The following is a 17,491-nucleotide window of genomic DNA, read 5'->3' as shown; positions in this document are numbered from 1 at the left end:
CAATCGCCTCCGGATAGGAGAGAAATGCGGCAGCAAGTCGTTTGTTCGTTCAAACTTTGCAACATGCGTTAATGCATGCCATCCGCTTTAGGTCGCCGATTCCGCCGTCGTCTCTTCCAAAACCTCTTCGGGAATATCGTCGAAGGACGCGTAATTGAGGTTATAGAGCCTGGAATAAAGCTTGCCGTTCTTCATCAATTGACGGTGATTGCCGCTTTCGATGATTTCGCCGTTCTGCAGCACGATGATGCGGTCGGCCTCGCGGATGGTGGCAAGGCGGTGGGCGATGACGAGACCGGTGCGGTTTTCGAGCAGCTTCACCAGGGCCTTCTGGATCAGCATCTCCGTATAGCTGTCGATATTGGCCGTCGCCTCGTCGAGTACGAGGATCTTCGCATCCGCCACCAGCGCGCGGGCGAAAGAGAGGAGCTGGCGCTGGCCGAGCGAAAGATTGCCGCCGCGCTCGCCGAGCATGCTGTCATAGCCTTCCGCCATGCGCATGATGAAGTCATGCGCGCCGACGGCCTTGGCGGCTTCGATCACCTGCTCGCGCGTCGCTTCCGCCTTGTGGTAGCGGATGTTCTCGAAGACGGTGCCGGTGAAGAGGAAAGGTTCCTGCAGCACCATGGCGATCTGCGCCCCGAGCGAATCCTGCGTCAGCGCGCGCACGTCATGCCCGCCGACCAGCACCTGCCCCTGCTGCACCTCGTAGAAGCGGTGGATCAGCGACATGCAGCTCGATTTGCCCGATCCGGTCGGGCCGACGAGGGCAACCGTCTCGCCGGGGTTCACCTTGAAGCTGACGTGCTTCAGCACGGGATGTTTGGGATTGTAACCGAAAACGACATCGCGAAACTCCACCGAGCCGTCCATCTCGGCCGACAGCACCTTGGCGTCGGGCGCGTCCTGGATCTCGATCGGCACGTCGAGCACGTCGGTCAAACGCTGGCCCGAGGCCATGGCGCGCTGCATGACGGAATATTGCAGCGTCAGTGAACGGATCGGGTCGAAGAAGCGCTGGATATAGAAGAGGAAGGCGACGAGCACGCCGACATCGAGCGCCTGGTTCAGGACGCGCGCGCCACCGACGACGATGACGAGCGCCATGGCGATGCCGGTCAGCGAATCGACGATCGGCACCATGATCTGGGCATAACGCGCCGCCGTCAGATGCGTCTTGAGGTTGGCATGCGCCTTGTCGTCATAGAGTTGAAAGTTGACCTCCTGCCTATCCATACTCTGGACGGCGCGCACGCCATGGATCGCCTCGGCGAGCGCGCCGTTCGCCACCGAGTTCGTTTCATGCGCGGCCATGAAGGACTTGCGCGCCAGCGGCAGCCAGAACAGGCGCACGACGAACAGCACCGGCAGTGCGGAAAGCGTCAGCAGCCCCAGCTTGAAGTCGAGATAGAGCATCACGAAGACGATGCCGAAGAGCAGGAAGATGTCGCCGACGGAAAGCACGCAGGTTTCCAGAAATTCCTGCATCGAATTGACGTCGCCCTGCAGGCGCGACATCAGCCGGCCGACCTCCGTCTTGTCCATGAAGGAAAGCGAAACGCGCTGGAGATGCGAGAACATCGCCTTGCGGATATCGAAGAGCACGTTTTCGGCGACGCCGCCGACCAGCATTTCCTGCCAGTAGCTGGCGCCGTAGTTGATGAGGATGGCGATCAGGAAGGCGACGATCGCCCAAGTCAGCGCCGAATGGCTGCCGCCGGGCTGCATGCCGTGGTCGATGGCGTAGCGGATGATCAGCGGGATCATGAGCTGCATGCCGGTGAAAATAAGCACCGAAACGACCGACAGCACGACATCGCGCCGGTAGGGATGCACGAAGGCCCAGATGCGCTTGACGATGTTGGAATCAAAGACCTTGCCGAAGATTTCCTCTTCGATGCGATGCGACCCGACGACCGCCCTCGGCGGCCGCCTGCCATCCTCGTGAACGTCGGAGCGTTCGGTTTCCAGTTCCTCGGCCATCAATTTCCTCCAGCGCCGGTTTCTTACGCGCTTAAAGCGTCGTCGCCCGGCCGCACCTGCAAATCGTAAAGCGCCTTGTACCGCCCGCCGAGCGAAAGCAGCTCGTCATGGGTGCCCTGTTCGACGATGCGGCCGTCCTCGATGAAGAAGATCCTGTCGGCATGCATCAGCGAACTCAAGCGATGGGCGACGATGATCGTCACGCGGTCGGCGGCGTAGCGGCGCATGGCGCTGCGGATCCGCTGTTCCGTGGCCGCGTCGATCGCCGCGGTGGAATCATCGAAAACCATGACGGCGGGTTTGAGCATCAGCGCGCGGGCGATCGACAGCCGCTGACGCTGACCGCCTGAGAGCGAGACGCCGCGTTCGCCGACGACCGTGCCGTAGCCTGTGGGCAGGCCGAGCACATAATTGTGGAGCTGCGCGCTTTCGCTGGCGCGCTCGATGCGGCTTTCCTTTGCCCAGGGGTCACCATAGGCGATGTTGTTTTCGATCGTCGTGGTGAAAAGGAAGGAATCCTGCTGGACGACGGCGACGGAGCGGCGCAGCGACCGCAGCGTTGCCTTGCGGATATCCTGCCCGTCGATGGTGATCTTGCCTGCGGTGGCGTCGTAGAAGCGCGGGATGAGATGCGCGAGCGTCGATTTGCCGCTGCCGGGCGGGCCGACGATGCCGATCGTTTCGCCGCGCTTCGCCTCGAAGCTGACATCGTGCAGCACCTCACGCGCCGGCGCGCTCGGATAGGCGAAACTGACATTCTCGAAGCGCAGCGTGCCGTCCGTTACCGTCAACTCCTTGGCATCCGGCGCATCGCGCACGGCGATCTCCAGATCCAGAAGATCGAAGAGGCGCGTACCGCAGGTCGAGGCGCGGGCGAAGGCGTTGACCATCAGGCCGAGCTGGCGCACCGGCATCTGCAGGATGGTCATGAAGGTAAGGAAGGAGGCAAGCGTACCGACGGTAATCTCGCCGGAGAGCACCTTGCCGCCGCCGACCCACAGCACGAGACCCATGGACGCAAAGAAGGAAAAGGTCATGGCGCTGGTATTGGTGACGCGGATTCCGACGCGCTGATGGGCAAGCTCCAGCGCGTTCTTCGAAGCCTGATCGAATTTCGAGAGTTCATGCTCCTGCGCCGCGAAGGCGCGCACGACGCGGATGCCGCCGAGATTTTCTTCCATGATGCGGGTCAGCACCGAAAGCCGCTGCTGCAGGTCGAGCCAGGTGGCGCGCAGGCGAAGCTGGGTGACCGACGAACGCCAGCCGACGAAAGGGACGAAGGAAAGCGCCAGCAGGCCGAGCACCACGTCGGTCGACAACAGCATGTAAGCGCCGATGCCGATCAGCATCGAAAGCAGGAAGACGCGCACGAGCGCGGTGGAAAAATACATGCGCACGCCTTCGAGATCGAGCAGGCCGACGGTGATCAGGTCGCCGGAATGCACGGTGTCATGAAAGCTGAAGGAGAGGCGCTGGATCTTTTCGTAGCAGGCGAGCCGCAGCTCGTAGCCCATGTGGTGGCCGACGGATTCACTGAAATAGTTCTGCACCATGGTGAAGATGCCGCGCAGCACGCTGGCGCCGAGCAGAAGCAGCGCCGTCGTCAGCAGCGCATCCTGCGCCTGCTGCCCGACCGTGCCGCCGTGAAGTGCCACCTGCGTATGGTCGACGGCCTGGCCGAGAAGACGCGGGATCAGAAGCTGGAAGGTGGAGGCGATCAGCGTGGCGCCGATGGCAAGGCCGGCCTGCCAAGGGTGACGGAAGGCCATCACGGTGATGCGGACCAGTGTATAGAGGCCTCGGCCCCAGCCTGCCGCAGTTGCAAGCGCCATCGAAGCCGAAGGCTTCGCGGCGCGTCTGAACGCATCGCTGCTCACGGTATTTTTCCAATAGATGTGTGTTCGGACGCTGGCCCGAAAAGACGGCAAATCCATGAAGGGATTGATAGCACCGTCACTTTTGCCGATTCCATTTGGGGGTTCAAGTAAAGAATTCACCATCTGGTTATTTTTACGTGAGGCCTCCTCGCATGGCGGCGGGAACAATCGCTGCGCGGGCGGGTTGCAGCAGGCAAACCCCTGTCAGACAGCCGTTACCGGGAGAGAACCATGCCGCTGAAAGCCCTCGCTCTCAATTCCACGCTGAAGACCGGCGACGCCAAGGAGGCTTCCTCGACCGAGCGGATGATCGGCCTCATCGACAAGGCGCTGTCGAAGCACGGCGTTGTGACCGAAGTGATCCGGCTTGCCGATTTCAACATCAAGCCGGGCGTCACGTCTGACGAAGGCGAGGGCGACGATTGGCCTGATATTCGCGCGAAGCTGCTGGAGGCCGATATCCTGCTGATGGCAACGCCGATCTGGCTCGGCCAGCCCTCCAGCGTCTGCAAGCGGGCGCTGGAGCGCATGGACGCCTTCCTCGATGAGACCGACGATCAGGGCCGCATGGTCTCCTACGGCAGGGTCGCCGCCGTTGCCGTCGTCGGCAACGAGGATGGCGCCCACCATGTGTCGGCCGAGATCTACCAGGCGCTGAACGATGTCGGTTTCACCATTCCGGCGAATGCCGTCGCCTACTGGGTCGGCGAGGCGATGGGATCCACCAATTTCGTCGATCTTGACAAGGTGCCCGAGGTCGTGACGAAAGCCGTTGACATGCTGGCGCGCAACACCGCGCATCTGGCGGACCTTCTGAAAGCGAAGCAATATCCCGGCGAAAGCGGCTGACGTCGGCAGCAAATATTCTTTCGTTCCAATATCTTAATAACCAGAACCATAAAACCCCTTGCCACATTCGGCTTTTAGCGCTTTCATACACGACTAGTTTGATAGACTATGGGCGGGTCTAACTGCTCCCCTTATTCCCCTTGCGGGCCGCTGAGCGGACCCGATCCTGCGGCAGATGTTTGCGAATGGCCGCATGAACCTCATCAACGCGTGGCCGGTATCTATGCGTTGAAACCTCGATCGACACACGGTGCGGATAAACCGCAAAGGAGTTGCGATGACGGTTCAGGGACTATTTTCCGCGAAAGCCAATGCGGCGGCGCAAATATCGGCCGTGCCGCGCATTGCGATCGTTGGGCGCGGCTTTTCCGGAATGATGACGGCGATAGCGCTGATGAGGACGGTGCGCACGCCCTTCCATCTCCAGCTGTTCGACCCGAATTCGTCGGTGAGCGGCGGCCAGGCCCTGTCTTCAGCCCGCTCTTCCACGATCCTCAATACCCGCGTGCGCGATCTTTCGGTTTCGCTCGGCGACAACGACGATTTCAACGACTGGCTTTGTAGCAACGCTGCCTTTCGTGCCGCCGTGCCGGCTGCCATTCCCGGCTTCCGGCAGATCTTCGTGCCGAAGGAGATCTTCAGCGATTATGTCTACCAGCGCTTTTCGGAAGCGCTTGCCGCCCGCCGTGACATTACCGTCCAGGTTTGCAGCGATCCTGTCGTGGCGATCCGCAGGAGCCACGGCAACCGCTTCCTGCTCGAAAGCGCCAATCCCGCCAATCCGCTGTTCGATACCGTGATCCTCGCAACCGGCTACGGTATGAGCGGCAGGGATGCCGGCGAACAGGAGCCGTCGCCGGTCCGTGCCCAGCGCCTCGTCGCGCGGCCGCACACCGTGTTGCTCGGCAGCGGCATCCGCGTCGTCGACCAGCTGCTGCAGCTGCGCGATTCCGGCTATGCCGGCCAAGCGACGATCATTTCCCGGCGCGGCTTCCTGCCGCAGAGCCACACGCCGAATTCCGCCGATCCGGTCTTTCCCGCCGAGGCGCTGCCTGAGAGCCTGGCCGACATCGTGCGCTTCATCCGCCAGGCCTGCCGCGAGGCGGAAGAGCAAGGCCGAAGCTGGCAATCGGTGATGAACGGCTTGCGGAAACATGCCCGCTCGCTCTGGCGCTCATTGCCGGCACGCGAGAAGCATCAGTTCAACCGCCATTTGCGCGCAATCTACGACAGCCATCGCAACCGCCTGCCGGAGGCCATGCACCTGCGGCTGAAACGCGAGCTTGCCGAAGGCCGCACACTGCTGCGCCGCGGCCGGGCCGGCCGCCAGGGGCTGAGCGGGCTGTTCTTCACGCCGGCCGGCGCCTCGGCCGAAGAGGTCATTCATGCCGAGCGTGTCATCGATTGCCGCTGCCAGGCACCGGATCTATCGGCGCCGCTGATGCAGAGCCTGCTTTCCGCAGGCCTCGCCATGCCGGATGAGCTCTCCCTCGGGCTTGCGGTCAATGCGCATGGCGAGCCTTTCCTCGAGGATGGTTCGACGGTCGCCGGTCTCTTTGCCGTCGGCCCCCTTGGCCTTGGCAGCCTGCCCGACATCGATCTCGTGCCAGAAATCGTCTCGCAGGCCTATGCCGCCGCCGAGCGGGTGGGCGAACGGTTCTATCCGCAGGTCAAGGCCGTCTGAAAAAGTCTGATCTTTCCGGAACCATTCGCCTGCGGCTGCGTTATGTGCGCTGGTAACGCAGAGGGGCAGATGGAAGTGCTGGATCGACATGACACGTCTCTTACCGAAGAGGGACGTTTTCGCCTTTTGGTCGATGCCATCACCGACTACGCCATCTATATGCTCAGCCCCGAAGGCATCGTCACCAGTTGGAATACCGGGGCGCAGCGCTTCAAAGGCTACAAGCCTTCCGAAATACTGGGAGATCATTTTTCCCGTTTCTATCCGGAAGAGGACCGCGCCGCAGGCGTTCCGGAGCGGGCTCTCGCGACCGCGGCGGAGACCGGCCGCTTCGAAGGGGAGGGCTGGCGCCAGCGCAAGGATGGCACCCGCTTCTGGGCTCATGTGATCATCGACCCAATCCGCCACCCTTCCGGCGAACTCATCGGCTTTGCCAAGATCACCCGCGACCTGACCGAGCGCAGGGCTGCCGAAAACGCCATCCGCCAGAGCGAGGAACAATTCCGCCGGCTGATCCAGGGCGTTTCGGACTACGCGATCTACATGCTCGACCCCGAGGGCAATGTCAGCAGCTGGAATTTCGGCGCCGAGCGCATCAAGGGCTATCGGCCTGAGGAAATCATCGGCCGGCATTTCTCGACCTTTTATACGGCTGAAGACAAGGCGGCCGGCGTGCCCGAAACTGCGCTGAGCGTCGCGCGTGCCGAAGGCCGGTTCGAAAGGGAGGGCTGGCGCGTCCGCAAGGATGGGACCCGCTTCTGGGCCAGCGTCGTGATCGACGTTATCCGGGACGATGACGGCCAGGTGGTTGGCTTTGCGAAGATCACCCGTGACATCACCGAAAAAATGGAAACGCAGAAGGCACTGGAGCAGGCGCGCGAAGAGCTGTTCCAGTCACAGAAAATGGAGGCGATCGGTCAATTGACCGGCGGCATCGCCCATGATTTCAACAATCTGCTGATGGCTATATCAGGCAGTCTCGAAATCCTGAGGAAACGCATGCCGCAGGATCTTGCGCTGACATCGCTGGTCGATAACGCCATGCAGGGCGCTCAGCGCGGAGCGGCTTTGACGCAGCGCATGCTTGCCTTCTCCCGCCGGCAGGAGCTGCATGTGGAGCCGATCGACGTTTCCGGCCTTGTGCGTGGCATGATGGATATGCTGAGCCGCTCGCTCGGCCCCCTCACCATGATCGAGACCTCTTTCCCCGTCAGGCTGCCGACGATCCTGACCGACCCGAACCAGCTGGAGATGGCGATCCTCAATCTCGTCGTCAACGCTCGCGACGCCATGCCGTCCGGCGGCAGGATCACGCTTCGCGCTTCCGAGGAGGCGGTGGCGTCAGGCAAGAGGCCTCTGTCGCCCGGCCGCTATATCAGGATCGCCGTAATCGACGAGGGCGAGGGCATGGATGCCAAGACCCTGGACCAGGCCGTGACACCCTTCTTCACCACCAAGGGCGTCGGCAAGGGCACTGGCCTCGGCCTTTCCATGGTGCAGGGCCTCGCGACCCAGTCCGGCGGCTGTCTCTTTCTGAAGAGCACGCCCGGCGAAGGCACGACGGCGGAATTGTGGTTCCCGGTCGTGGCGGCCGATCAGGCGATGGAAGCCAATGCCGAGCCGCCGCAACGGCAGCAGGACGTGACCGACCGGCTGCGCGTTCTCGCCGTTGATGACGACGGTCTGGTCCTGATGAATACGACGTTGATGCTGGAAGATCTCGGCCATACCGTCCTCGAAGCAATGGCGGGGGCAGAGGCGCTCGACATCCTGCGCAAGGAGCCGGTCGACCTGGTGATCTGCGACCACGCCATGCCGCGCATGACGGGTGCCCAGCTCGCCCAGGCGATCCGCGAGGAGTGGCCGGAGATGCCGATCATCCTTGCGACCGGTTACGCCGAGCTTCCGGAAGGCGCCGGCATGATAAACCTGCCGCGCCTCGGCAAGCCTTTCTCGCAGGCTCAGCTCGCCGAGGCGATCAATCGGGTCGCTTCCTAAGGAACGTGAATGAGGTGAGCGACGGCCCGCGCTCGATTGCAGGCGGCTTTCGAACGGCTCCGGAACGCTGGAGAGCCGCTACGTTATGCGCGAAGCTTCCCATCGCCGCCGTCCTGGATGAGCGTGCGGCCGGTTTCCTCGGTCGTGACTGAAGATGCGCCGTTGAGAAGGCGCTTTTCGGTCTCTTGAAGGTCGAGGATCGCCTGTTCGATCCTCGCAGCCGGAGTTCCCCTCGCGACCAGGCGCCACCGGTGATGCTGCCAGAAGGTGACGAGCAGGCGCCGGCTCGGGACCTCTATCGTCTCATGGAGGAACCATGCTCCTCCGACTGCAACGAGAGACGCTGCCGCGATGAGCGCCGGTTCGGGCATCAGAGTTTCAAAGGCCCGGTGGACGAGGAACATGATCGGGACGTGGAAAAGATAGAGCGAGAAGCTGATCGCCCCTAGAAACCTCACGGGTGCAGCCGCCAGGATATGGGATGCGATAGGAGCTTGCCGCGCGACCAGCGCCACAATGACGGCTGCGGCGAGCGCGCTCTCCAGGCCCCAAAATTCGGGGGAAAAATTCGCCAGGAGATGCCTATAGGTGAAGAACACCACCAGAAGGACGAGAGTGAAAATTCCCGTGAGGGCGGATGGCGTCCATCTGTCCCCATAGGAATGCAGCTTCCCGGCCAGCGCGCCGAAAAGAAAGTAAGGGAGCTTGGAAACGAGCAGGATTCCAGGCCCCGGCAACTCAAGCAGACCATCCACGACGACAGCCACCGCAAAGGCTGCGATCAGGCTGCTATAGCGGTCCGGGCGGGCCAGGCAGAGCCATAGGACCGGGAAGAGCAGGTAGAATTGAATTTCCGGCGGGATCGACCAGAAAACGCCGCTCGAGCCCAGCAGAAAGGCATGGCGCACAAAGTCCGTGCCGCCTGTGATCGGCTGGACGAAGTTCAGACCCTGTATGCCGGACAGCATCGCCACGAGCAGGACGGCGACAAGGTAGACCGGATAGATGCGGGCAAAGCGGCTCACAAGGAAATCCAGGACGTTTTCCCGGGTCACCGGCCGTGAACCGTAGAGATGGGCCATCAGAAAGCCGCTGAGGGCAAAGAACAAGCCGACAGCCTCGCTGCCCATCGTCATCAAATGCTGGGCTGTGCTCGGAAAGACAAGGCCGATATGCGCTTGAACGACCAGAAGCGCGGCGACACCGCGCAGGCCATCAAGACTGGGGATGTAATCCGGCCGGCTCATGTGCAGCTTTTGTATATTCTGGACAGGCAAGCAGTAGCGGACATCGCTTTACAAGAGATTAATCCGCTGCGCTGAAGCCATTGCGGTGCGACAGCAGCCGGAGCTCGTCTTATTCGCGGCGGCCCCTTCCGATCTCGCCGCGAAGGATGAACACCAGCAATGCCAGTACCATCGCTGTCAGCCCGTACCACGTGACCGCATAGACGAGATGGTTGTTTGGAAAATGGATGACCGTGAGGCCGCCAACGGGCAGGCCGCCGGGATTGGGTGTAGCGTCCGCATCGATGAAATAGGGTGCGACCGCGTTGATGCCGCGTTTCTGCGCGATTGCCGCGACATCGCGCGAATACCAGCGGTCGGCGGCAATATTGTTGGCTTGCAGCAGCGAACCCTTTGGCTCGGTCATCCTCAGAAGCCCGGTGATCTCGACCTGGCCCGGCAATTCGCCTTCGCGGCGCGAGGCCGCATCGCGCCTGTCGGTCGGCACGAAACCGCGATTGATGAGAACGGCTGTTCCGTCGGCAAGCATCAGCGGCGTCATCACCCAGTAGCCCGGGCCGAGCGCTGTCGAGGCATAGACCAGCGTTTCCCTGTCGTTCGCCAAGGTCCCGGTTGCCGTCATCCGCCGGTATTCGTCGTCGGCGGCATTGATTTTGCCCCAGTCGGCGGCCGCCGGGGCGGGCACCGGCGCCGCATGCACCCGCTCGTCGACGCGGGCGATGAGGTCGCGCTTCCAGGCGAGGCGCTGCACCTGCCATGTGCCGAGTGCGGCGAGTGCCGCGGCCAGCAGCGCCAGGCAGAGGCAGAAGATCGCGACTTTTGCCGGCGAACGCCGTCTTTCCGATGTTTCCTGGAGAGCCTTGCTCATGTGCAGAACCGCCAAGGGCGGCGTTGCCGCCGCCCTTTTGCAAATCACGGCATGTTCTTCATCATCTCGGGGCTCATCGGCATCATGTTCGTGTTGAGATGGTGCATGACCCAGAGGGAGCCCGACAGCGCGATGGCAACGATGATGATGGTGAAGATCAGCGCCATCATCGTCCAGCCGCCCTCGCTCCTGGGGTTCATATGCAGGAAGAAAACCATGTGGACGACGATCTGGATGGCGCCGAGGCCCATCACCAGCACCGCCGTCAGCGCTGGGCTGGCGATCACGCCCGACATCACAAGCCAGAAGGGAATGGCGGTCAGGATGACGGAGAGCACGAAGCCCGTCATATAGCTGCGGAAGGTGCCGTGGCCGGCCTGATGGCCGTGGCTGTGGCCGTGATGGGCCTCGTCGGCATCCTCATGTGCGGGTGCTTGCGAACTCATCCGAGAACTCCCAAGAGATAGACGAAGGAAAAGACGCCGATCCAGACGACGTCGAGGAAGTGCCAGAACATCGAAAGGCACATCAGGCGGCGGCGGTTGGCCTCGATCAAGCCGTGCATCGATACCTGCACCATCAGCGTGACCAGCCAGATGATGCCGAAGGTGACGTGCAGCCCGTGCGTGCCGACCAGGGTGAAGAAGGAGGAGAGGAAGGCGCTGCGCGTCGGCCCGGCGCCTTCATGGATCAGGTGGATGAACTCATAGAGTTCGAGCCCGATGAAGGCTGCGCCGAACAAGCCGGTTACGGCGAGCCAGAACAGCGTTTCCGCCTTTGCGTTCCGCTCCATCTGCAGCATGGCGAAGCCATAGGTGATGGAGGAGAAGAGCAGCATCGACGTGTTCAGCGCGACGATCGGCAGATCGAAGAGATCGGCGGGCGACGGCCCGGCGGCATAATTGCGGCCGAGCACGCCGTGCGTCGCAAACAGCACCGCGAAGATCAGGCAGTCGCTCATCAGGTAGAGCCAGAAGCCGAGATTGGTGCTGTTCTCCGGATGATGATCTTCCGTCAGGTAGAATTCAGGCTTTTCGGCCGTGTCGACAGTGTGATCGCTCATGGTCTTACACCTGCTCGGCAAGCAGCGTCGTGCGCTTGCCTTCCGTTTCGATGACGTCTTCGGCGGGAATGTAGAAGTCGCGCTTGTAATTGAAGGTGTGGCCGATCGCCACGACGATCAGGGCGACGAAGGAGACGACGACCAACCACCACATGTACCAGATCAGGCCGAAGGCGAGTGCGACGCTGATGGCCGACAGGATCGCGCCGGTGCCGGTATTCCTAGGCATGTGGATCGGCTTGAAGCCGCCGAGCGGACGTTCGTAGCCGCGTCGCTTCATGTCGTACCAGCTGTCATGATCGTGCACGACAGGCGTGAAGGCGAAGTTGTAATCCGGCGGCGGCGATGAGGTCGACCATTCCAGCGTGCGGCCGTCCCAGGGGTCACCGCTGTCGTCGCGCAACTCTTCGCGCTTCATGAAGCTGACGACGATCTGGATCAGGAAGGCGGCGATGCCGAGCGCGATCAGGCCGACGCCAAAGGCGGCGATGATGAACCAGATCTGCAGCGACGGATCCTCGAACTGGCTCATGCGGCGGGTAACGCCCATCAGGCCGAGCACATAGAGCGGCATGAAGGCGAACCAGAAGCCGATCTGCCAGAACCAGAAGCTCATCTTGCCCCAGAAGGGATCGAGCTTGAAGCCGAAGGCTTTGGGGAACCAGTAGTTCACGCCGGCGAACATGCCGAAGAGCACGCCGCCGATGATGACGTTGTGGAAGTGGGCGATGAGGAAAAGCGAATTGTGCAGCACGAAATCGGCGGGAGGAACCGCCAGCATGACGCCGGTCATGCCGCCGATGACGAAGGTCACCATGAAGCCGACCGTCCACAGCATCGGCACCTCGTAGCGGATGCGGCCGCGATACATGGTGAAGAGCCAGTTGAATATCTTCGCCCCCGTCGGGATGGAGATAATCATCGTGGTGATGCCGAAGAACGAGTTGACGGAAGCGCCCGAGCCCATCGTGAAGAAGTGGTGCAGCCAGACGATATAGGACAGGATCATGATCACGCAGGTGGCGTAGACCATGGAGGCGTAGCCGAAGAGGCGTTTGCCGGAGAAGGTGGCGACGACTTCCGAGAAGATGCCGAAGGCCGGCAGCACGAGGATGTAGACCTCCGGATGGCCCCAGATCCAGATGAGGTTGATGTACATCATCGGATTGCCGCCGAGGTCGTTGGTGAAGAAGTTCGTCCCGGCATAGCGGTCGAGCGACAACAGAACGAGCGTTGCCGTCAAGATCGGGAAGGAGGCGACGATCAGCACGTTGGTGCAGAGCGCCGTCCAGGTGAAGACCGGCATCTTCATGAAAGTCATGCCCGGTGCGCGCATCTTGACGATGGTGGCGATCAGATTGATGCCCGAAAGCGTCGTTCCGACACCGGCCACCTGCAGACCCCAGATATAATAGTCGACGCCGACCCCAGGACTGTAGGCGGCGCCCGACAGCGGTGGGTAGGCGAGCCAGCCGGTCTGGGCGAATTCGCCAATGAACAGCGACAGCATGATGATGATCGCGCCGGCCGTCGTCATCCAGAAGGAGAAGTTATTCAGGAATGGGAAGGAGACGTCGCGCGCGCCGATCTGCAGCGGCACCACGAAGTTCATCAGGCCGGTGACGAAGGGCATCGCCACGAAGAAGATCATGATGACGCCGTGGGCGGTGAAGATCTGGTCGTAGTGGTGCGGCGGCAGGTAGCCCTCCGAACCGTTGAAGGCGATCGCCTGCTGGACGCGCATCAGGATCGCGTCGGAGAAACCGCGCAACAGCATGATGACCGCCAGGATCACATACATGATGCCGATCTTCTTGTGATCGACGCTGCAGATCCAGTCGCGCCAGAGCGGACCCCAGAACTTGAAATAGGTGATGACGCCGAGCAGCGCGAGGCCGCCGATGACGACACCGATGAAGGTCACGACCTGGATCGGCTCGTGATAGGGGATGGCATCGAGGGTCAACCGGCCGAAGATGAACTTCAGGAGGTCAGGATTGGAAAACATGGAACAACCCGTTCATTATGTCTTGCGACGCAAAGCGCCAGGTTAATTGTTGTTGTTGAGCTGCGCCGGCGCCGGATCGGCGCCATTGCTCATGCCGGGCATGGAATGACCCTCATGCTGCATGTCCTGCATGCCAGGCGTGCTTTGCATGCCGGGCATGTCGTGCTGCATGCTGCTGCCATCGGAATTGCGAGGCGGCTCGGCTCTCGCGGGAGCACCGGTCGCCGGCACGGTGGCCGCAGGCGCTACGATGCCTTCGCCGGCATGGCGGTTGTCATATTGCAGCTTCTCGCGGTTCTCCGCGCTTTCCTTGCCGGCGCCGCCCATCATGTCGATATGCATCATCTCGTTCATGCACATCTTGCCCGGCGTGGCGCACATATTGAGAATGGCGTTGTAGAGGTCGGCATCGGCGCCGGCGTAGTAGCGCACCGGTTCCTTCTCGCTCGGCTTCTCGAGCTTCAGATAGGCGTCGCGGTTCAGCATCGTGCCCTGCTGCTTGACCTGCGCCACCCAGGCGTCGAAACCTTCGCGGTTGAGGCCATGGAACTTGAAGCGCATATGGGAGAAGCCTGCGCCGCTGTAATTGGCCGAGAAGCCCTCATATTCGCCTTCTTTGTTGATGACGGCATGCAGCTTCGTCTCCATGCCGGGCATGGCATAGATCTGGCCGGCAAGGGCAGGGATGTAGAAGGAATTCATCACCGAGGAGGCAGTGATCTTGAAATTGATCGGCACGTCGACCGGGGCAGCGAGTTCGTTGACGGTCGCAATGCCGAGCTCGGGATAGAAGAACAGCCACTTCCAGTCGAGCGCCACGACCTCGACGATCAGCGGTTTGGCGTCTGCCGGAATGGCGCGCTCGGCGTCGAGCCGGTCGAGCGGCCGGTAGGGGTCGAGCTTATGCGTGGAAATCCAGGTGACCGCGCCAAGCGCAATGATGATGGCAAGCGGTGCCGACCAGATCACGATTTCGAGACGTGTGGAGTGATGCCATTCCGGCGCGTAGGTCGCCGCCGTATTCGAGCGCCGATAGCGCCAGGCGAAAAACAGCGTGAGGAAAATCACCGGGACAATGATCAGCAGCATCAGCACCGTCGAGATGACGATGAGATCGCGCTGCTGCGCGGCGATGTCGCCGGAAGGCGCCATGACCACCATATTGCATCCTGCCAGGAGAAGCAGCGGCAAGACGGATAGAAGGCGGGAAAACTTCGCGAGTTTTGGCACGTCTCTAAGCTCTTGTTGTTTCGTTTGTTCCGCGACTAAAGCACTGAACCCGATAGCGACATGAGGCGGAAGGTCGCAGTGCAGCATGCATGCCGCACTGCGGCAGAAATTATATTAAGCTACCGCCTTGAAATCCTGATGAAAACAGAAAGGATTTTCATGGGCGCGGGGTCGTTGCGATCAATATATCCGCAAGCACAGGACAGGCCAGCTTTCCCCGGGAAAAATAGCCGGCCGGCCGCGCTATTTTTCGCCTCAGCCTGATTTTCAGCCGTGATGATGAACTATTTACATCTGACGGGCTTGATAAGCCTGCGGGTTTGATCAAGATCAGGCTGAGGCGCCTTGCCGGAAGCGCCTTAACGAGGAGGCGTTTCATGGCAACAGCATCACAATACGGACCGTCGTCGTCGTCGCTGGAACGCGACGCGCGGCGCATTCACGACGACAAGCCGGTGTCCCCGGGCAGCATCGCCATCGGCGTGGTGATCGGGCGCATGTCGGAGTTTTTCGATTTCTTCGTCTATGGCCTCGCCTCCGTCCTGGTTTTTCCACAGCTGGTGTTCCCCTTCGCGCCGGACAGGCTGACGGCCACGCTCTATTCCTTCGCCGTCTTCTCGCTCGCCTTCCTGGCTCGCCCCGTCGGCTCCGTCGTCTTCATGACCATCGACCGGATGTACGGACGCGGCACGAAGCTGACGATCGCGCTCTTCCTTCTCGGCGGTTCCACCGCCTCCATCGCCTTCCTGCCGGGCTACAACGAGATCGGCGTCTGGTCGATTGCGCTGCTGGCGCTCTTCCGTCTCGGCCAGGGTTTCGCGCTCGGCGGCGCCTGGGACGGTCTTGCCTCGCTGCTCGCCCTCAATGCGCCGGCCAATCATCGCGGCTGGTATGCGATGATCCCGCAGCTCGGCGCGCCGATCGGCTTTGCACTGGCAAGCATCCTGTTCGGCTATTTCGTCGCCAATCTTTCCAGTGAGGATTTCCTCTCCTGGGGCTGGCGTTATCCGTTCTTCGTCGCCTTTGCGATCAATGTCGTGGCGCTCTTTGCACGTTTGCGCCTTGTCATGACCAAGGAATTCGGGACGCTGCTGGAGCAGCACGAACTGGAAGCGGCGCCGATCCTGGATGTGTTGCGCATTCACGGCCGCGATATTCTGATCGGCGCCTTCGTGCCGCTCGCGAGCTTCGCCATGTTCCACCTCGTCACCATCTTCCCGCTCGGCTGGATGAGCCTTTACGGCGATCAGCCGATCGGCGCCTTCATGGTGGTGCAGGTGATCGGCGCCATGGTCGGCGTCGTCGCCATCATCACGTCGGGCCTGATCGCCGACCGTATCGGCCGGCGCGCCCAGCTTGCCATCTGCGCCGTCATCATCGCGGCCTTCAGCTTCGTCGGGCCGATCCTGATCGCCTCCGGCAACAGTGGCCACGACGCCTTCGTCATTATCGGCTTCGGCGTGCTCGGCCTGTCCTTCGGCCAGGCGACGGGCTCGATCTCGTCGCGCTTCGGCCGCGGCTATCGCTATACCGGCGCTGCCTTCACCTCGGATCTCGCCTGGCTGATCGGCGCCGGCTTCGCACCGCTGGTGGCGCTCAGCCTCTCCAGCCGCTTCGGCCTGACCTTCGTCGGTTATTACCTGCTCTCGGGCGCCATCTGCACGCTGGCCGCGCTCGCCTTCAGTAAGGCGCTGGAACAGCGCGAATAGACGGGCTTGACCCAGAGCCCCTCATCCGCCTGCCGGCACCTTCTCCCCGCTTGCGGGGCGAAGGGGATAGGCCGCAGTCTCTCCGTTCCCCGCCGCCGTTTCGCATGGCAAGTCCCCTCGCCCCGTTTACGGGGTGAGGGGCAGTCATCGGCGCGAATTCCAGTTATTAATTGCATTGCAATCTATAATTAATTGCATATGATCGCCATCAGCGAGGATATGCCCATGACCCCGGAAACCATCGATCATTCGACCCTCTCCCGCCTTGTCGAAGCAGGAGCGGTCGATGCCGCGCATGTCGTCGGCAAAACCGGCGGCTGGTCCGTCGTCATCCGTTACGGCAAGGCCGAGCGCCCGCTCGCCGCCCAGCGCAGCCGGCAGGTGCGTCTGTTCAAGCGCATGGATACCTTGGTTTCCTATCTGAAGGATGTCGGCATTTCGCAGTTCGATGTCGATGCGGCCGATTACGCTCCCGAGACAGCTTCGCGGCCGGATCGGGCCGCCGCGCTGCGTCGGACCCATGAGGCGGCGGAATACGACAAGTGGTTCCGCGAACAGGTCGAGGAAGCGATCCGGGAAGCCGATGATCCGAATGCGGTCTGGATCAGTGCGGAGGATGCCGAAGAGCAGATGGATAAGCTTCGGGCCGAACTGCTCGCGCAGCTGCAATCCGGAGATAAAGCTTGATTGTCAGATGGCTGGCGCAGGCTCTTGTGGATCGGGAAAGGCAGATCCGGCACATCTTTACCCAGAATCCAACGGCTGCAATCGTACTGGATGATGTCATCCGTCATCAGGCAAAAATGCTCGTCGATCACCCCGAAGCAGGACGCGCCGGCCGTCTCGAGGGAACGCGGGAACTGGTCATTCCACGTACCGCATTTCTGCTGATCTATCGCCTCGACAGACATGCGCGGAGAGTGGAAATACTGCGCCTTCTTCACGGCGCGCAGCGATGGCCGCCGAAATCCTGAA

Annotated in this window: 14 protein-coding genes; 6 read left to right on the top strand and 8 right to left on the bottom strand. The window is 61.7% G+C overall.

Annotated elements, in window-relative coordinates; genetic code table 11:
• Window positions 1-87 precede the first annotated feature (87 nt).
• The gene (locus ATY77_RS28340) at window positions 88-1,983 is read right to left on the bottom strand and encodes an ABC transporter ATP-binding protein (protein WP_088689813.1); all 1,896 of its coding nucleotides are present in this window, start codon (window positions 1,981-1,983) and stop codon (window positions 88-90) included.
• Window positions 1,984-2,006: 23 nt separating this feature from the next.
• Window positions 2,007-3,815 carry an ABC transporter ATP-binding protein gene (locus ATY77_RS28335; protein WP_088689984.1) on the bottom strand — a complete coding sequence of 603 codons (1,809 nt, stop codon included), beginning with the start codon at window positions 3,813-3,815 and terminating at the stop codon, window positions 2,007-2,009.
• A 276-nt stretch (window positions 3,816-4,091) separates the two neighbouring features.
• Between ATY77_RS28335 and ATY77_RS28330 the strand changes: the two genes are divergently transcribed.
• The 3 genes from ATY77_RS28330 to ATY77_RS28320 all read left to right on the top strand — a co-directional run bounded on the left by ATY77_RS28330 (window position 4,092) and on the right by ATY77_RS28320 (window position 8,391).
• Complete coding sequence (locus ATY77_RS28330; RefSeq protein WP_088689812.1) at window positions 4,092-4,709, top strand: flavodoxin family protein; 618 nt, start codon at window positions 4,092-4,094, stop codon at window positions 4,707-4,709.
• 277 nt (window positions 4,710-4,986) lie between these two features.
• Window positions 4,987-6,393, top strand: coding sequence for an FAD/NAD(P)-binding protein (locus tag ATY77_RS28325; protein ID WP_088689811.1), 1,407 nt, complete (start codon window positions 4,987-4,989; stop codon window positions 6,391-6,393).
• A gap of 69 nt (window positions 6,394-6,462) precedes the next feature.
• On the top strand, window positions 6,463-8,391 hold the full coding sequence (locus ATY77_RS28320) for a PAS domain-containing sensor histidine kinase (protein ID WP_088689810.1): 1,929 nt from the start codon (window positions 6,463-6,465) through the stop codon (window positions 8,389-8,391).
• A gap of 83 nt (window positions 8,392-8,474) precedes the next feature.
• Here ATY77_RS28320 and ATY77_RS28315 read toward each other — a convergent pair whose 3' ends face one another.
• The 6 genes from ATY77_RS28315 to cyoA form a co-directional block, all read right to left on the bottom strand.
• Complete coding sequence (locus tag ATY77_RS28315) at window positions 8,475-9,638, bottom strand: acyltransferase (RefSeq protein WP_088689809.1); 1,164 nt, start codon at window positions 9,636-9,638, stop codon at window positions 8,475-8,477.
• A 109-nt stretch (window positions 9,639-9,747) separates the two neighbouring features.
• Window positions 9,748-10,506: an SURF1 family protein gene (locus tag ATY77_RS28310; protein WP_088689983.1), complete on the bottom strand. Its 759-nt coding sequence runs from the start codon at window positions 10,504-10,506 to the stop codon at window positions 9,748-9,750.
• A gap of 44 nt (window positions 10,507-10,550) precedes the next feature.
• Complete coding sequence (cyoD, locus tag ATY77_RS28305; protein ID WP_088689808.1) at window positions 10,551-10,952, bottom strand: cytochrome o ubiquinol oxidase subunit IV; 402 nt, start codon at window positions 10,950-10,952, stop codon at window positions 10,551-10,553.
• The gene (gene cyoC, locus ATY77_RS28300) at window positions 10,949-11,569 is read right to left on the bottom strand and encodes a cytochrome o ubiquinol oxidase subunit III (RefSeq protein WP_088689807.1); all 621 of its coding nucleotides are present in this window, start codon (window positions 11,567-11,569) and stop codon (window positions 10,949-10,951) included. Before cyoC ends, cyoD begins: the two co-directional genes overlap by 4 nt.
• A gap of 4 nt (window positions 11,570-11,573) precedes the next feature.
• Window positions 11,574-13,577, bottom strand: a complete 2,004-nt coding sequence (cyoB, locus tag ATY77_RS28295; protein WP_088689806.1) for a cytochrome o ubiquinol oxidase subunit I — start codon at window positions 13,575-13,577, stop codon at window positions 11,574-11,576.
• 42 nt (window positions 13,578-13,619) lie between these two features.
• The gene (gene cyoA, locus ATY77_RS28290; RefSeq protein WP_088689805.1) at window positions 13,620-14,807 is read right to left on the bottom strand and encodes a ubiquinol oxidase subunit II; all 1,188 of its coding nucleotides are present in this window, start codon (window positions 14,805-14,807) and stop codon (window positions 13,620-13,622) included.
• Window positions 14,808-15,184: 377 nt separating this feature from the next.
• On the opposite strand from cyoA, the gene ATY77_RS28285 reads away from it, so the two are divergent.
• From ATY77_RS28285 to ATY77_RS28275, 3 genes are all read left to right on the top strand, one after another.
• On the top strand, window positions 15,185-16,516 hold the full coding sequence (locus ATY77_RS28285; protein WP_088689804.1) for an MFS transporter: 1,332 nt from the start codon (window positions 15,185-15,187) through the stop codon (window positions 16,514-16,516).
• A 225-nt stretch (window positions 16,517-16,741) separates the two neighbouring features.
• A complete protein-coding gene (locus tag ATY77_RS28280) occupies window positions 16,742-17,203 on the top strand; it encodes a hypothetical protein (RefSeq protein WP_088689982.1) in 462 nt (153 codons plus the stop codon).
• Window positions 17,200-17,490 (top strand): type II toxin-antitoxin system RelE/ParE family toxin, encoded by a 291-nt coding sequence (locus ATY77_RS28275; RefSeq protein ID WP_088689803.1) that lies wholly within the window; start codon window positions 17,200-17,202, stop codon window positions 17,488-17,490. Before ATY77_RS28280 ends, ATY77_RS28275 begins: the two co-directional genes overlap by 4 nt.
• Window position 17,491: the final 1 nt, after the last annotated feature.

Source organism: Rhizobium sp. R634, from assembly GCF_002211305.1.
Classification (GTDB): Bacteria; Pseudomonadota; Alphaproteobacteria; order Rhizobiales; family Rhizobiaceae; genus Rhizobium.
The sequence above is the reverse complement of the archived record's forward strand: the minus strand, read 5'-3'. Positions and strand labels throughout refer to the sequence as shown.

Excerpts from the sequence above, each read along its gene's own strand:
- ATY77_RS28340 (WP_088689813.1), bottom strand. The coding sequence starts at position 1,983 with ATGGCCGAGGAACTGGAAACCGAACGCTCCGACGTTCACGAGGATGGC.
- ATY77_RS28310 (WP_088689983.1), bottom strand. The coding sequence starts at position 10,506 with ATGAGCAAGGCTCTCCAGGAAACATCGGAAAGACGGCGTTCGCCGGCA.
- cyoC (WP_088689807.1), bottom strand. The coding sequence starts at position 11,569 with ATGAGCGATCACACTGTCGACACGGCCGAAAAGCCTGAATTCTACCTG.
- cyoB (WP_088689806.1), bottom strand. The coding sequence starts at position 13,577 with ATGTTTTCCAATCCTGACCTCCTGAAGTTCATCTTCGGCCGGTTGACC.
- ATY77_RS28285 (WP_088689804.1), top strand. The coding sequence starts at position 15,185 with ATGGCAACAGCATCACAATACGGACCGTCGTCGTCGTCGCTGGAACGC.
- ATY77_RS28330 (WP_088689812.1), top strand. The coding sequence starts at position 4,092 with ATGCCGCTGAAAGCCCTCGCTCTCAATTCCACGCTGAAGACCGGCGAC.
- cyoD (WP_088689808.1), bottom strand. The coding sequence starts at position 10,952 with ATGAGTTCGCAAGCACCCGCACATGAGGATGCCGACGAGGCCCATCAC.
- ATY77_RS28335 (WP_088689984.1), bottom strand. The coding sequence starts at position 3,815 with ATGGCGCTTGCAACTGCGGCAGGCTGGGGCCGAGGCCTCTATACACTG.
- ATY77_RS28280 (WP_088689982.1), top strand. The coding sequence starts at position 16,742 with ATGACCCCGGAAACCATCGATCATTCGACCCTCTCCCGCCTTGTCGAA.
- ATY77_RS28315 (WP_088689809.1), bottom strand. The coding sequence starts at position 9,638 with ATGAGCCGGCCGGATTACATCCCCAGTCTTGATGGCCTGCGCGGTGTC.
- ATY77_RS28320 (WP_088689810.1), top strand. The coding sequence starts at position 6,463 with ATGGAAGTGCTGGATCGACATGACACGTCTCTTACCGAAGAGGGACGT.
- ATY77_RS28325 (WP_088689811.1), top strand. The coding sequence starts at position 4,987 with ATGACGGTTCAGGGACTATTTTCCGCGAAAGCCAATGCGGCGGCGCAA.